At 53.7% G+C, this 13,772-nt stretch carries 10 protein-coding genes; 2 read left to right on the top strand and 8 right to left on the bottom strand.

The features are described 5' to 3' along the window. Positions 1–98: 98 nt before the first annotated feature. Together EL633_RS21040 and EL633_RS21045 are read right to left on the bottom strand one after the other, a co-directional pair. Entirely contained in the window at positions 99–941 is an 843-nt protein-coding gene (locus EL633_RS21040; protein ID WP_161982297.1) for a glycerophosphodiester phosphodiesterase family protein, read from the bottom strand. Between the two features lie 244 nt (positions 942–1,185). Continuing rightward, a complete protein-coding gene (locus EL633_RS21045; protein ID WP_161982298.1) occupies positions 1,186–2,445 on the bottom strand; it encodes a hypothetical protein in 1,260 nt (419 codons plus the stop codon). Positions 2,446–2,734: 289 nt separating this feature from the next. On the opposite strand from EL633_RS21045, the gene EL633_RS21050 reads away from it, so the two are divergent. After that, complete coding sequence (locus EL633_RS21050; protein ID WP_126629084.1) at positions 2,735–4,456, top strand: leucine-rich repeat domain-containing protein; 1,722 nt, start codon at positions 2,735–2,737, stop codon at positions 4,454–4,456. A 115-nt stretch (positions 4,457–4,571) separates the two neighbouring features. Here the strand turns inward: EL633_RS21050 and EL633_RS21055 are convergent, their stop codons facing one another. Continuing rightward, a complete protein-coding gene (locus EL633_RS21055; RefSeq protein WP_126629085.1) occupies positions 4,572–5,081 on the bottom strand; it encodes an Lrp/AsnC family transcriptional regulator in 510 nt (169 codons plus the stop codon). A gap of 180 nt (positions 5,082–5,261) precedes the next feature. On the opposite strand from EL633_RS21055, the gene EL633_RS21060 reads away from it, so the two are divergent. Continuing rightward, on the top strand, positions 5,262–6,461 hold the full coding sequence (locus EL633_RS21060) for an MFS transporter (protein ID WP_161982299.1): 1,200 nt from the start codon (positions 5,262–5,264) through the stop codon (positions 6,459–6,461). A 122-nt stretch (positions 6,462–6,583) separates the two neighbouring features. On the opposite strand, the gene EL633_RS21065 is transcribed toward EL633_RS21060, so the two are convergent. The 5 genes from EL633_RS21065 to EL633_RS21090 all read right to left on the bottom strand — a co-directional run bounded on the left by EL633_RS21065 (position 6,584) and on the right by EL633_RS21090 (position 13,052). Beyond that, the gene (locus EL633_RS21065) at positions 6,584–7,189 is read right to left on the bottom strand and encodes a dihydrofolate reductase family protein (RefSeq protein WP_126629087.1); all 606 of its coding nucleotides are present in this window, start codon (positions 7,187–7,189) and stop codon (positions 6,584–6,586) included. Positions 7,190–7,304: 115 nt separating this feature from the next. Next, positions 7,305–7,997 (bottom strand): Type 1 glutamine amidotransferase-like domain-containing protein, encoded by a 693-nt coding sequence (locus EL633_RS21070; protein WP_126629088.1) that lies wholly within the window; start codon positions 7,995–7,997, stop codon positions 7,305–7,307. Between the two features lie 509 nt (positions 7,998–8,506). Continuing rightward, positions 8,507–9,085, bottom strand: coding sequence for a Uma2 family endonuclease (locus EL633_RS21075; protein ID WP_126629089.1), 579 nt, complete (start codon positions 9,083–9,085; stop codon positions 8,507–8,509). Between the two features lie 140 nt (positions 9,086–9,225). Beyond that, positions 9,226–11,205, bottom strand: coding sequence for an elongation factor G (locus EL633_RS21080; protein WP_126629090.1), 1,980 nt, complete (start codon positions 11,203–11,205; stop codon positions 9,226–9,228). 626 nt (positions 11,206–11,831) lie between these two features. Continuing rightward, on the bottom strand, positions 11,832–13,052 hold the full coding sequence (locus EL633_RS21090; protein WP_218027555.1) for an ammonium transporter: 1,221 nt from the start codon (positions 13,050–13,052) through the stop codon (positions 11,832–11,834). Positions 13,053–13,772: the final 720 nt, after the last annotated feature.

Raw genomic sequence — 13,772 nt, forward strand, 5'->3', positions numbered from 1 at the left:
ATCAAGCCGCATGCCGGCCTTGCGTGTGGCGCCACTTGACGTACGCCCGGCTGGCTTGATATGCCCACTCTGCGTATGCTCAGGCTTCCTGTTGCGCATTAGCGCAGGTGCATTTCTTGGAGGACGGTTTTGAGCAGGTCGGGGCGGTTGGTGAAGAGACCGTCTGCGCCGATGTTGATGAGTTGGCGCATCTGCGCGGGCTCATCGATGGTCCAGTAGTAGAGGTCCATGCCGTGGCGGTGGGCGCCGTCGATCAGGTGGGGATCCTGGAGATTGACGCCGCTATTGCGGTCAGGGATGGCGAGGATGGTGGAGCGGCGTCGATAGAGCCAGGGCAGGCGGGCTTTGTGGGCCAGGACAAAGGCGGCGACTTCGGACCGGCCCGCTCCGGTGGCGACACGGCCCGCACTTACTGTCTGGAAACGTGTCACGACATCCTGGATAAATGATGACACGATCACGCGCTTCTCTGCTCCGTAACGCTGGATCAGTGTCCAGAGCTTTTCTTCGATCTGGGATGGGCCGGACTTTGGATAGGCATCCTTGATCTCAAAATGTAGATAATATTTTGAGGCATAGGCCTGGAATATCTCATCCAGGGCGGGAATCGTCACGCCCCGGCCACGATAGCTGTAGGCCCCCTGAAGATCCTGAAAATGATAGCCAGCATCCAATTGCTGCAACTCTGCCAACGTATAGCTATCGACGCGGCCCTGGCCGTTGGTGGTGCGATCCACCGTCGCATCGTGGATACCCACCAGTTGCCCATCACGGGACATGTGGACATCGATATCCAGAAAATCTACGCCTCCAATGGCATCCGCGACCGCGCAGGCGGCCAGTGTATTTGTGGGGGCCAGCAACTCACCGCCCTGATGCGCAAAAATCAGTGGTCGCGGCAACTCCGGAAAAAGGGTCCGAGTAGAATGTTTCATCATCATATTCTCCCAACATTTGAATACAAAAATAGTGTAGCACATTTGTTGGTCGTGCTGGCGCAATGATGAGAAAAGGACATATATGTGCCCTGGGTCGTCATCATCTACCTCATTTCAACCGGGGAAAGGCCTCTCTTCGTGTGTTAGTTGCCAGTGGGCGAGAGCGCTAACAGCTCGATTGCCGTCGTTGCTTAACTGCTCAAGGATGGTGGTTGAGGTGTCTGTATGGCTGGCCAGGATAAAGCGTTCAAACCAATGGGGCGAGGCGGCAAGGAACACCTGCCAGTGCTGATTGAGCCTCTGAAACCATAGAGCGGGTTAGGGCAGGATGCCAGACGCTTGCTTGCTGGATAGTCGTGTCAGGCTGCGCAAGCAAGCGTGCTAAGGTCTCCGTGGGCGTCCAGGCATTTTGTCCTATGATGCAGCGTACCTGTAATGATGGATCGGTGACCATGTGTAGGATGAGCTCAGCAGGTGTGATGGGATTCTGGGCCACGGCCACTCTTACCGCTTCTTCGGGATCGGTGACCAGTTGTTGCAAGAGGTGTTGGGGACACTGTGGATGCCTGGCCGCCATGAGTCTCACGGGTGTTTCGGGATCAGTAGCCAGGCGCGCCAGGATTTTTTCTGGGGTGGCTGGATTGCGCGCCAGGGTACTGCGCACATAGCTCTCGGGATCAAGCGTCAGTTGCGTGATGATCTTTTCTGTAATGTCATGACGCTCGGCGATATGGGCGCGTATGCTGTGATTACTGTGGCTGGCGAGCCGACTGATAACATCCACAGGAGTGTTGGGATGGCCGGCAACCGCATAGAGAACACTTGTGGTGGCATCGTTTGAGAGCGACAGGAGCGTAGCGGCAGACGTGTTGGGATTGGCCGCCACTGCGGTTCTTAAACGCTCATCGGGGTGCAAGGCAAGTTGCGTCAGCCAGCCAGGAGGTAGGCGGTCTGCTATCTCAAGTACCGTGTAGAGCATATCCACCCAATCGATGGTCCATTCACGAATCAGTAGATCTGCTGCTTGCAAGCGCAAGGTATCTGCGGTCGCTGCATCGGACGCTCCATGTAAAAGAGCCGCTTCTAATACTGTGTATCCCTTCATGATTTTTCCAGGCCCCCATGCATGCGTGCTCCACATCGCAATCCGGCCATCCTCACGCTCTAGCGCGGCAAACGAGCTGATAATCCAGTCTATCCAATGCTGCGGGACATACCTGAGTTTGAGTAAATGTAGCCATGTCTCGGCATCGATATACTGGAAAAAATGTGGTTGTGCCAGCTCAAGGAGCGCGATGAGTGGATTATGTAGGAAATCAGCAGGAAATTCTCTGGCTAGTAGAAGTAAGCAGTCAAGTGGTGTGTTTGAATTCAGCGTGACACAGCAGCGTATCTCGCATGCTTGATCTTTGCTCAGCGTTTCCAGTAGCGCTGGCAGCGTCTCTGGATCCATTGCTTGCGCCCATCGCGTCTCAAATGGAGACGGGCCTGGTTGCTCGTTGGACATTGCGCTCCACTCCATTTCTCAAGAGAAAATCGACCTTTGCGTAAAAAAAGCTTAAGATGCAATAAAATACTGAATGGTATTATCTCCTACCTCTATATAAAAGCGGTAAAGTCATGGATTTATCTGATCGCTATGGCGATGCGCATCGACTATGCCCAAAATACCTATAGTCCATTGGGTGTTAAGCACAGGTGGTAAAATGCGGTGTTATGATCAAATTTAACCAATGAAGCAAGCATCTATATATTGATATTTTATATGTATTTTTCGCGGTGAAAGAGGTCGAGGGATGATTGAATCTATGCATGATCAAGAAATTATGGTCGCGTTACTGCGGCAACTGGGCGGATCCATTGAGGGTGGCGCGCTGGAAATGGAACGGGAATGGCGTTATGCATGGGAGGCGGGGGGCATGCAGGTGGTGGCGGGCTTTGATGAATTGCGGCAGCTGACTTCTTTGCAACTTACAGGTGATAGCGTCTCCTTGCCGGACGAGCTTAATCAGCTGCAGCATTTACGTGAGCTCCAGGTATGGGGCCGTGAAACTGTGTCCTTGCCAGATGATCTGAGTGGGCTACAGCGGCTTGAGAAGCTGTCCCTGGCCTGTGCCAGTGCGCCGGTACTACCATCCTCTTTAAGTCAATTACCCGCCCTACACACACTGGCGCTGTTCGGTTATTCTCTGTGGGCACAGCTACCGGAGACGCTCTGGGAGCTGGCGCAGCTGGAAGAATTGTCGGTGGGCCAGTGTCGCCTGGAGCAGCTGCCAGCCGGCATCGGTCAGCTCGGTCAGCTACGTCTCCTCACCCTCAAAGAATGCGCCCTGACCATGCTACCAGCCGAGATCGGCCAGCTTGGCGCCCTGGAGCAACTCGACCTACGTCAGAACCAGCTCAACATCCTGCCAGATCAGATCGGCCAGCTATCCCAACTCCGACGCCTCCTGCTGGACAACAATCGTCTGGCCAGCTTGCCAGAAGAGATGGGCGGATTGGCCACTCTACAAGAGCTGAACCTGAATGCTAATCCTCTCGAATCTCTGCCAGTCAGCCTGGGACAACTGGCCCGCCTGCATTCCTTGTATCTGTCTGGCTGTCCGCTGCGTCGTTTTCCAGATCAGATCGGGCAACTGGCCCAATTACAGATCCTCACCTTTAGCGGCCTGAAAATCGAGGGTGGTGAATGGTCCCAGGACCCTGAATGGGCCACGGCTCTCGGCCAATTGTCGCGCCTGCGTCACCTGTCCCTTGAGAATTGTAACATTACCAGTCTTCCAGGCACAGTTCAGCAGTGGCAGAGCATCCAGGACCTGGACCTGCGCTGGAACCGTCTGTCCACCTTGCCGGCTGAAGTCGCGGGCTGGAGCCAGCTGCAGATCCTTTCGCTCTCCTATAATCCTCTTGAAGAGTTGCCAGCAGCCGTTGGCGGCTGGACGCAGTTGCAGCGCCTACAGCTTTCGCGTACCCACCTGCGACAGTTGCCGCCAACCGTGTCTGGCTGGCAGCAGTTACAGGAGATACAGATCAACGATAGCTTGCTTGAAAACCTGCCTGCTGGTGTAGGAGGCTGGAAGCAGTTGCAGAAATGCTATGCCCAGAACAACCGCCTGAGCCAGCTACCCACAGAAATCGGCCACTGGAGTGAGTTACGCCTGCTACGCCTGCACAAAAACCGGCTCACCGGGCTGCCCGCCAGCATCGGCAACTGGACCCACATCGAAGACCTGATCCTCTCATCCAACCAGCTTACCGAGCTACCAGACACGATCGGCCAGCTTGTCCAACTGCACGAACTCGTCCTCGCCAACAACCGCATTCAGGTTCTGCCCGCCCAGATCGGCGCCTTGCAGCAATTGCACACCCTGAACCTGATGAACAATCTCCTGACGACCCTGCCGCTTGAACTCGCCCAGCTCACGAGCCTGCATCATCTGATGATCTATAATAATCCCCTGGAAGAAATGCCGGCTGTGATCACAGAGGCACTTAAGGACTGTGATATCTATATGTAGGCATTCGCTGATGCATAAAAGGTTTATGGGTGGTATTGATGTTTCTTGAAGAAAAGCGCTTACCACCCGACTGCCGCAACGGAGCGATAAACCATGCGTTCAGCGCAAGCGTCGCCTAGCGTTCATTCCAGCCGGGTTGGATTGAGGGACGAAGATTGATGCCCGGTTCCTCCCAGTCGATGACCTGTTGCCTGAAGAGAGTGGAGGTTGCCACGTTGGTGATCTGCTCGCCATGAACGCTTAGCCTCTCATTAAAGGCTTCTAGATGCTCCATTGAGGAAAGCGCGACCTTGAGCAGGGCGCAGTGGCTACCACTGAGTTTATGCATCTCCAGGATCTCTGGGAATTTCCCGGCGTTACTGGTTTTAAACAGACATCTATCGGGTGCGCAACGTAATTGGATAAAGACCAGCAAGGGGAGGCCAACTTTGGCGACATCTATCTGTGCGCCATAACTCATAATAATCCCGGCATCCTCCAGCTTGCGTACGCGTTCAGCGGCCGCCGGAGATGATAAGCCCACGCGCCTGCCGAGTTCATTATAAGAGAGGCGGGCGTCCTGCTGCAGCTCACGCAAAATCTTCCAATCGGTCGGATCAAGCGACCTTTCAGACTGTAAAGCCATTTCCTATATTGCCTTTCTTTTTTTAAGAAAGTATAGCATATCGCCTCGTGTCTGCTATTCCTCTCTCCACGCCTGCGCTGGTATGATGGACGCGCCTGATCCGATATATAGTGCAATCACATACGTTTGCACGATGACATGGCAGCTATCATATCTTTACCGGGAAGAAAGCATTTCTATATGATACCAACGAAAAAGATGCACGCAAGTGTAGTAGAGCAGGAGCCGCCCACACGCATGAATCCGCGTATTCTCCTGCTGGCCCTGGGCATGTTTGCTCTGGGCACGGACGCCTTTATTGTAGCGGGTGTCCTGCCAGTGATTGCGCAAGATACAGGCGTAAGCGAGGGACTGGTTGGTCAGTTAATTACCGTGTTCTCGTTGACCTATGGTCTGGGTGCGCCCGTGCTGGCGGCCCTGAGTGGTCGGTGGGCGCCAAACCGCGTGTTGATCGGCGCGTCTGGCCTGCTCTGTCTGGCCAATCTGGCTTCAGCGCTCGCGCCCTCGTTTCCCATATTATTGCTTACGCGTATCCTGGCCGGCTGTTTCGCCGCTACCTATACGCCGCTGGCCTTTGCCGCCGGCATGTCACTGGCACCGCCCGCCAGGCGAGGCCAGGCGCTGGCCCTGGTTGTCAGTGGCCTGAATATCGCCACCGTCCTGGGCGCGCCACTGGGGACCTGGATCGGTGAGCGGCTTGGCTGGAGGCTCTCATTCGCCATGGTCGCGCTCCTGGCCGGGATCGCGTCTCTCTGTCTGCTGCTCTGTGGACTGCCCAGATCAGCTCCCCCAAGTCCGCTCTCCCTGCAAGAGCGCCTGCGGCCAATCGCGCAACCCCGGGTGATGCTTGTCCTCTTGCCTGCCCTGCTGTGGAATATTGGTGTCTATAGTATGTATGCTTACGTTGCTCCATTTATACAGCAGCAGCTACAGATTAGAGATGTCAGTCTGCTGCTAGCCTGTTTCGGGCTGGGAATCGTATGCGCCAATAGATTGAGTAGCCTGCTGGCAGATCGCTTTAATCCACAGCGCCTGATTATAGTTTTTCTTGCTATGCTGATCGTGCTGCAACTGCTCCTGCCACTGGTCGTGACCACATTCGTTGGTGGAGCAATCATGTTTATCCTCTGGGGAATGAGTTTCGCGTTGCTTTTCATTCCGCAGCAGCAGCGTTTACTGAATATCGCGCCAGAGCACGCCAATGTGATCCTGGCCCTCAATAATTCCGCCCTCTACCTGGGAATTGCCGGTGGGGCCGCCGTCGGTGGACTGGCCCTGCGCGCCTTTGCCATCACGCAACTGGCCTGGATCGGTATCGTCCCGCTGCTGACGGCGCTGCTCATCGTTGCCTTCTATCAGCGCCGCTTGAGTACATGCTGAAATGGCCTGATCATGAGATGTATTGCACGCGAGGCCCAATACATCTCTTTTATCCACATATCCATGCTCAGGAACATTCACATGGGTTGATGAGTCGCGCGTGATGCGCGACCTCAGGGATGTCAGCTTCCTGACACCGTGCCGGTGGTAACCGCGCCGGCACGTTCGTAATTCACGATAATGATGCCATTTGGCGAGACTTTGCTCTCCTTCACCTTGAACGACGCTGGGATGGTGCCATCGACAAACAAGCGTTTTCCAGTGCCCAACGTTAGCGGGTAGATCTTGAGCCAGAACTCATCGATCAGATCATGCTTCATCAGCGTCTGAACGAAATTTGCACTGCCGTAAACGTGCAAATCTGGACCTTCCTGCTGCTTGAGCTGGCTGACTTTTTCCGCAATGTCTCCGCCTAAAAACACGGAGGGCTGCCATTCGCTAGAAGTCACGGTATTCGAGGCGACGTATTTGGTCGCTGTACTGGCGCCCGGCCATATGTCGACATTCTTCGGCCAGTAGGGTTCCCAGATCTCAAAGGTCTTGCGCCCCAACAACAGATCAAACGGCAGACTCATCTGCTTCTTCATGACGGCTCCAAGCACCTCGTCGGAATATGGGCTTTGCCAACCGCCATACGCGAAGCCACCACTGGTATCTTCATCTGGCCCACCTCCGGCCTGTATGACACCATCAAGAGTGATAAATTCGAGTACAATAACTTTTCTCATCGTATTTCCTATCTATATATCTATATATTTTTGGAACATCCTGCTATTTGTGCGTGACAAATCCCGCCTGGCGGGCCGAATGGGAAAAATCCGCAACATTCCCTGAACCTGGAACCTAAGCCGTAAAGCGTTTCCACTGGCCTTCGGAGATCACTTTGACTTTGCCGTCAATTACCTGGATGGCGGTCTGATCGTCCATCAAGTATGACGGCACCGGCATGCTGGCGGCCCACTTTAACGCGTTGGCCATGGAGTTATCCGGCATAGAGGGGTAATCGAGGTGCGGAAATATGGCAAAATCAACCAGTCCCAGCGTGGTATCACCACCGGTAGGCGGCCTCCAGCCGACGAAGTCCTCCCCGATGCTGGGAGTCATCACCATGCTTCCGGCGCTCAGCCCCACATAGACCAGCTCACGTGGAAGTTCTGGTAAGAGATCGGCCAGTCCAGATTGCCGCATCCAGTAGCAAAGATACAGGGGGTCGCCGCCTTCCACCAGCAGGGCATCCGTCTCCCGGACCCGAGAGACCCAACGCTCTTTATCGATACTGGGCAGCGCGGTAAGCTCAAGCACGCCTAACGACTTCCACCCCAGGTGGCACAGAGAGACGTATCCATCCGGGAATGGAGCACTGTTGGTATCTCCACTGATCAGCCGGGCGATCATGGTTGGACCATTGGGGTTGGCATGCAGTGCCGTAGGGATGTAGAGGACGCTGGACTCGGCGATCGGTTTGCCCAGCAGATCAACCAGGGCGTTACGAATGCTGTCATTGGTGATGCCACCAGAGGTGAGCAGAAGTTTCATACTATCAATCCTTGACGATTTCATGGGAGCGGAAAGGCTCAATACTTTCAACGTAACGGCAGGGCTTGTCCCTGCTCCAGTTCACGTACAAGCAGGCACAAGCCCGAGGCAGACATGTTTCGCCATACTCGGCCTCACAACGAGCACGTGTCTCAGGGACAGGTTGTACGTGAACTGGAGCAGGGACAAGCCCTGCCGTTACGTTGAGAGACGCGCTCAATGGAGCGAGTGTAGCGGCCGCCAATCGTTCCCTACGTTGAAAGTATTGGCCGCAAGGCTCCTCTCTTTTATGCTAAGCATTTTATCTGCGACATGATCATGACTGGCGATCCGGTCTGGGTGGGAAAACCCACGTACGATCAGCTCGCTTCCAGAGTCATTAACTTATCCGCTGCTTAACTGCATACAAGATATTCTACCGTCTTGTAAAGCAAAAAACTTCTCCTATCTTGCTCAAATCCTCTATAAATGGTGGTATGTGTTGTGGGGGGCAATACCAAGGGGTAGCTCTAGAGCTCTTCCTCTAGTTCGAGGTATACTTTGGCGTAAATTTCCTGGAGTGTGAAGCTTACTTCAATACTTGAGAGGTCTACACTATCGCTATTTTTTGTGTAGATAGAGTGTTGCCAGGTGGAGATACCAATGCGATGATGATGTTCTACAAAACGCTTACGCGAGTCCACAAATAAAATTTCCTGGATGGTCGGATACTGCTGATAAGCGATCAGTTTCTCACCTCTATCAGTCTTTTCAGTCGAGGGCGAGTGGACCTCTACAATGACTGTAGGCGCCTCTAACGCTTTCTTGCGCGTCCAATCGAATGGATCACAGGATACAGATGCATCGGGATAATAGATACAACTGTCTGACAATGCTACGGCCGCATCTGAGCCGTAGACGTTGCAATCGGTCTTGAACAATGCGCGATCAAGCATACCAGCAATGCGTGCAGCAATTTGCGCATGAGATAGCGAGCCGCCAGTCATCATGCGTATATCACCATCGATATACTCAAATTTCCGTGTTGGCAGGCTTTCAACCATACTCCAATACTCATCAAAAGAATATTTGCGTAATGGATCATACATAGCTCACCACCCCTTCCCAACATATAGTTCGATCATAATATAGCTACACCATACACTATGTAGACAAGAAAAAGCAACAACCGGCCAGTTCACGCGCTGTATGAAGTATCACAACAGCGCGTGTGCTGGCTGGCTGGTTCTTAGTAGGTGTGCAGGATATGCAGCATGTAGTCTTTACGGTTCAAGGGATTATAGTCTGCGCGCTTGCGGGTGGGGAAAGTGTGCTCTATTTTGCGGAAGCCGCCGGGCTTCGTTACAAAGATACCTTCGCCCTCGGTGAAAGCATGCAGGCCGTTTTTAAATTCCTCGGCCGTTGTCAGGGGTATGGTGCCGGTCAATACAAAGGTATCGCCGCGCAGTGTGGGCTGCTCGAAGATGGCTTGTAGCGCTGACAATTTGAACATAGCTTTACTGATAGCATGGGCCGGCACGTTGAGTTCAAACTGGTAGAGTGGCTCATAGACGGCCGTACCGGCTTGCGCGAGTGCGTTCATCAGGACCAGGGGGACCAGTTTGCGGAAATCGCCGGCTACGGTGACCGGACTGCTATAGCCGGTGTGGGTCAGGAATACGGCCACGTCGGTAACTTCCCAGCCGTAGAGGCCCTGCTTTAAGGTCTCACGGGCCGTCTCCTCAATGGCCCGATGGAATGGGAGCGGCAACGAACCCAGCTTGACCTCCAACTTATAGCTGATCCCACTATCCGGGAGACCGGGCTCAATTCTGAAGCCCACCGTTGCCACGAATGGATTACCTTCGGCCCCCTTGTACTCTACATCCTGTCCCGTTCCGGCTGGCTTTTCGACGCAGACCACCCGCGTCTCTGAAAAGTGTACCGCCAGCCTATATTTTTCGGATAGCACTGATGCAACGACCTCTTTTTGCACCTCCCCAAAGAGCCGCAGATAGAGCTCATGATGAAAGGTATCTTTGAGCACATGGATCAGTGGATCCTCGGCAGACATCTCCACCAGGGCCCGGTAGAGTTGCAACGTCTGTTCCGGGTGTCTGGGCTCGATGCGTGCCTCCATCTGGGGCGCCACAAAATGCAGGTCCTTGATGCGCTCCGACCACGTACCCACAATGTCGCCGATACGCACATCCTGCAATCCCCAGACTTTACAGAAATCGCCGGCCTCCACGCTGGCGACCTGTATGGTTTTGCCTTCTTTGAACACATGCAGCTTTTTTACTTTCTCCGTATGTGTTTCTGTTTCATGTGCGTCCATTCTCTGGCACACCGTAATATATGCGCGGACATTGATGCGGCCTGAGAATAGCCTGATATACGCGATCTTTTCGCCGCCCACCTCTTGCTCCAGTTTAAAGACGACTCCGGATAACGGAGCATCTTCTACGTTGGTATTGGTGGGAAAAAAGGTGGCGATGCCCGTGAGCAGTTCGGTGACGCCAACGCCGGTCATGGCCGAGCCGAAGAAGATCGGATACAGCTTCGCCTCCCGGACCTGTTTCGTCAAGGCACATCTGATCTGCTCGGCGCTCACGTTTTCATTGCTGGCATAGGCCTCCAGCCAGCGATCATCGTGAAGTGCCAGTTGTTCGAGGCATGTTTCCAGGAAGGCCTGATCGTGCTCGAAGCTCTTCTCGATAATAAACGCCTGTTTGCTGCCGAGGTTGTCAGGTGTAGAGAGAGGAATGATGCGCTCAGTGAGCTTTTCTGTGATGCGCGTGAGTAGCGTATCCGATTGCGCGCCACGGCGATCGATCTTGTTAATAAAAATGATCGTGGGGATATTCAGCTTGATCAGAATGGACATCAGGAACTTCGTTTGCGCCTGAATTCCTTCCACGGCCGATATCAGCAGGACCGCGCCATCCAACACACTGAATGAGCGCTCCACTTCCGCGATAAAGTCCGCGTGTCCGGGGGTATCGATGAGATTAACTTTTAGCTCATGAGCCTGCACACAAAATGAGACAATCGAGGCCTTAATGGTGATGCCCCTTTGTCTTTCCAATTCCATAGAATCGGTCTGAGTATTGCCTTGATCAACTTTGCCAATTTCATTAATAACATGGGTTTCATACAGGATACGTTCGGTCAGACTGGTCTTTCCAGCGTCTACGTGCGCCACGATCCCGATGTTTACTGTTCTCATGCAGTAGCATCCTCTGTCTTATCGTATCTCTTCTCATTTCATTCTCCTGCGTGATAATAATGTTAAATTGCCGCATTTGGTGATTCTCCAATCTTCTGTCATAAAGCTACTGAGTAGCAACATTGAATGCCCGTACCATACATGAAAAGCTCTAATCATGTCAAGATGGTATATTAGGTGGGGTCTCATACGTTTTTTTTGCCACCGCCCCCGAACACGACCACGTCCCCGTAGTTACGGCCCTCAGCGGCCGTTTGCCACCCGCCGCAGCGTGGTGGCCCGGTATCTCCGCGATCCGGTTCCCCTGGTCTGACTCGTTCTCTCACGCGGTGCCCAAACGAAACCTTCATCTGGTCGCGTTATGGAGGGGGCAGAGGTATCGCAGGGGATCCCTCTCTGGGCAAGGTGTCGACGGTGGGGGAGCCGAACCAGACGGATACCGGGCCACCACGCTGCGGCGAGTGGCAAGCGACCGCTGAGGGTCGCAGCTACGAGGGCGTTTGCGAATAAAATGTATTATTTGTGTTCTTTTTTACAATATTTATGTTTATGTTGTGGTTTATGGAGAAAAAAGCAGGAGCGGCGATCACCGCTCCTGCTGGGAAGATTTTGTGATTGCTGTTGGCTTATAAGCGGTAGCCTTCTTCGCCGTGGACCGCGATATCGAGGCCCAGCTCTTCGTCTTCGGCTGGTACGCGTAGGCCGAGGGGGGAGAGGAGCTTGAAGAGGATGAAGGTCAGGATGAATGAGTAGACCAGGGTAACCAGGACCGCCAGGACCTGGGTGCCGAACTGGCCGGGATTGCCGAAGAGTAGGCCGTTGTTGCCGGCGCTATTGATGGCTTTTTCGGCGAAGACTCCGGTCAGGATGGCTCCGGTGACACCACCCATACCGTGGGCGGCCCAGACGTCCAGGGTGTCGTCGATGTTGGTGAATTTGCTGCGCAGGAAGAGCATCAGGTAGGTCACGATACCGGCGATGATACCGATGGCGATACTGGCAACAGGTCCGACAAAGCCGCTGGCTGGTGTGATGGCGACCAATCCACAGACCGCGCCGGTCGCGGTCGCCATGGCGCTGGGTTTCTTATGTTCGGCCCAACTCAAGGCCATCCAGGTCAGGGCGGCGGCGGCGGCGGCCGTATTGGTGACAACGAAGGCGCTTACCGAGAGAGGCGATGCAGCCAGGGCGCTACCAGCGTTGAAGCCGAACCAGCCGAACCAGAGCAGGGCGGCACCAAGCAGGACAAAGGGGACGTTATTCGATGCCAGGGCCTCGCCCTTCTGGAAACCTCTGCGTTTGCCGATAGCCATGGCCGCAGCCAGACCCGCGAAGCCAGCACTGATATGCACGACCGTACCGCCCGCGAAGTCCAGGGCGCCTAGATTGTGCAGCCAGCCGCCGGTTCCCCATACCCAGTGGGCAATAGGATCATAGACCAGGGTGGACCAGAGCAGGACAAAGATGACCAGGGTGCGGAAGCGAATGCGCTCCACAAAGGATCCGATAATAAGTGCGGGAGTAATAATGGCGAACATACCCTGGAAGACCATAAAGGCCAGATGTGGGATGGTTGGAGCGTACACACTGGGAGCATAGCCAACTCCACTCAGGCCGAAGTAGTTCAGGCCGCCGATGACACCACCGATATCATTGCCGAAGACCAGGCTATAGCCGATCACAACCCATTGGACACTTACCAGCGCCAGGATCAATAGCGTCTGCTTGATGACGCTAACCACGTTCTTGCTGGTAACCATACCACCATAGAAGAAGCCGACCGCAGGAGTCATCACCATAACCAGCGCGGCCGCCGTCAGGACCCAGGCCGTATCACCGGCATTGATTGCTTTAGCATCGAAATTGCCTGCCGAAGCGCCAGCAAAGTACTTTGACGCGTAACCAGCGATCAGACCGATCACTGCCAGTAGAATGACCTGAATAAGTAGCGTCCGATTCCGATTGCCGACGGAGGCCGCCTGTTTTTTTTCTGATGAGGGGGTAACTTCAGTTGTTATCATCTGTAGCGCTCACTTTCTCCATCATTAAAAAATAAGAAACGCATGTAATCCCAGTCCCTTATTTCTCGTCCAATGTGCACGAAAAGCGTATGCCTTCCAAAGTTATGTAGTACGAAATACACAAATTCCCTTTTACGGGCTTCGCGTGGTTGCGTCGTCTGTTGGCACACAACATCGAGACAAAAGGACAAGCGTGCAACATTTTGTTGGTATTTTCTAGCCAGCCAACAAGTGTCCTGCCTGTATCCTCAGAATGCCAATAAAGGGAAAACACACCTTTGCGTTGCTTGTCATCGACGAGACTCAATGCATGGTCGGAACTGCAGCAATGCGGAGAGAACAATTCGACGTTGATTTGTTTTCGTTACATGCGTCTTTCTTGCAAGTATAATGTCCAGCGAGGTGTCTTCATAGGGACAATCTATTCAAAGAAGAGACAGCTTGTTTTGTGCATGTTGCACATATGAGAGTAAAATTTCAGTCATATTTCATAAAACATGCCGCAATTTTAAGAAGTTTTTCAGAATGTCATCCAGCATTTTCAGG

The organism is Dictyobacter alpinus (assembly GCF_003967575.1).
GTDB classification, from domain to species: Bacteria; Chloroflexota; Ktedonobacteria; order Ktedonobacterales; family Ktedonobacteraceae; genus Dictyobacter; species Dictyobacter alpinus.

Excerpts from the sequence above, each read along its gene's own strand:
- EL633_RS21080 (WP_126629090.1), bottom strand. The coding sequence starts at position 11,205 with ATGAGAACAGTAAACATCGGGATCGTGGCGCACGTAGACGCTGGAAAG.
- EL633_RS21055 (WP_126629085.1), bottom strand. The coding sequence starts at position 5,081 with ATGGCTTTACAGTCTGAAAGGTCGCTTGATCCGACCGATTGGAAGATT.
- EL633_RS21040 (WP_161982297.1), bottom strand. The coding sequence starts at position 941 with ATGATGATGAAACATTCTACTCGGACCCTTTTTCCGGAGTTGCCGCGA.
- EL633_RS21065 (WP_126629087.1), bottom strand. The coding sequence starts at position 7,189 with ATGAGAAAAGTTATTGTACTCGAATTTATCACTCTTGATGGTGTCATA.
- EL633_RS21075 (WP_126629089.1), bottom strand. The coding sequence starts at position 9,085 with ATGTATGATCCATTACGCAAATATTCTTTTGATGAGTATTGGAGTATG.
- EL633_RS21045 (WP_161982298.1), bottom strand. The coding sequence starts at position 2,445 with ATGTCCAACGAGCAACCAGGCCCGTCTCCATTTGAGACGCGATGGGCG.
- EL633_RS21070 (WP_126629088.1), bottom strand. The coding sequence starts at position 7,997 with ATGAAACTTCTGCTCACCTCTGGTGGCATCACCAATGACAGCATTCGT.
- EL633_RS21060 (WP_161982299.1), top strand. The coding sequence starts at position 5,262 with ATGATACCAACGAAAAAGATGCACGCAAGTGTAGTAGAGCAGGAGCCG.
- EL633_RS21050 (WP_126629084.1), top strand. The coding sequence starts at position 2,735 with ATGATTGAATCTATGCATGATCAAGAAATTATGGTCGCGTTACTGCGG.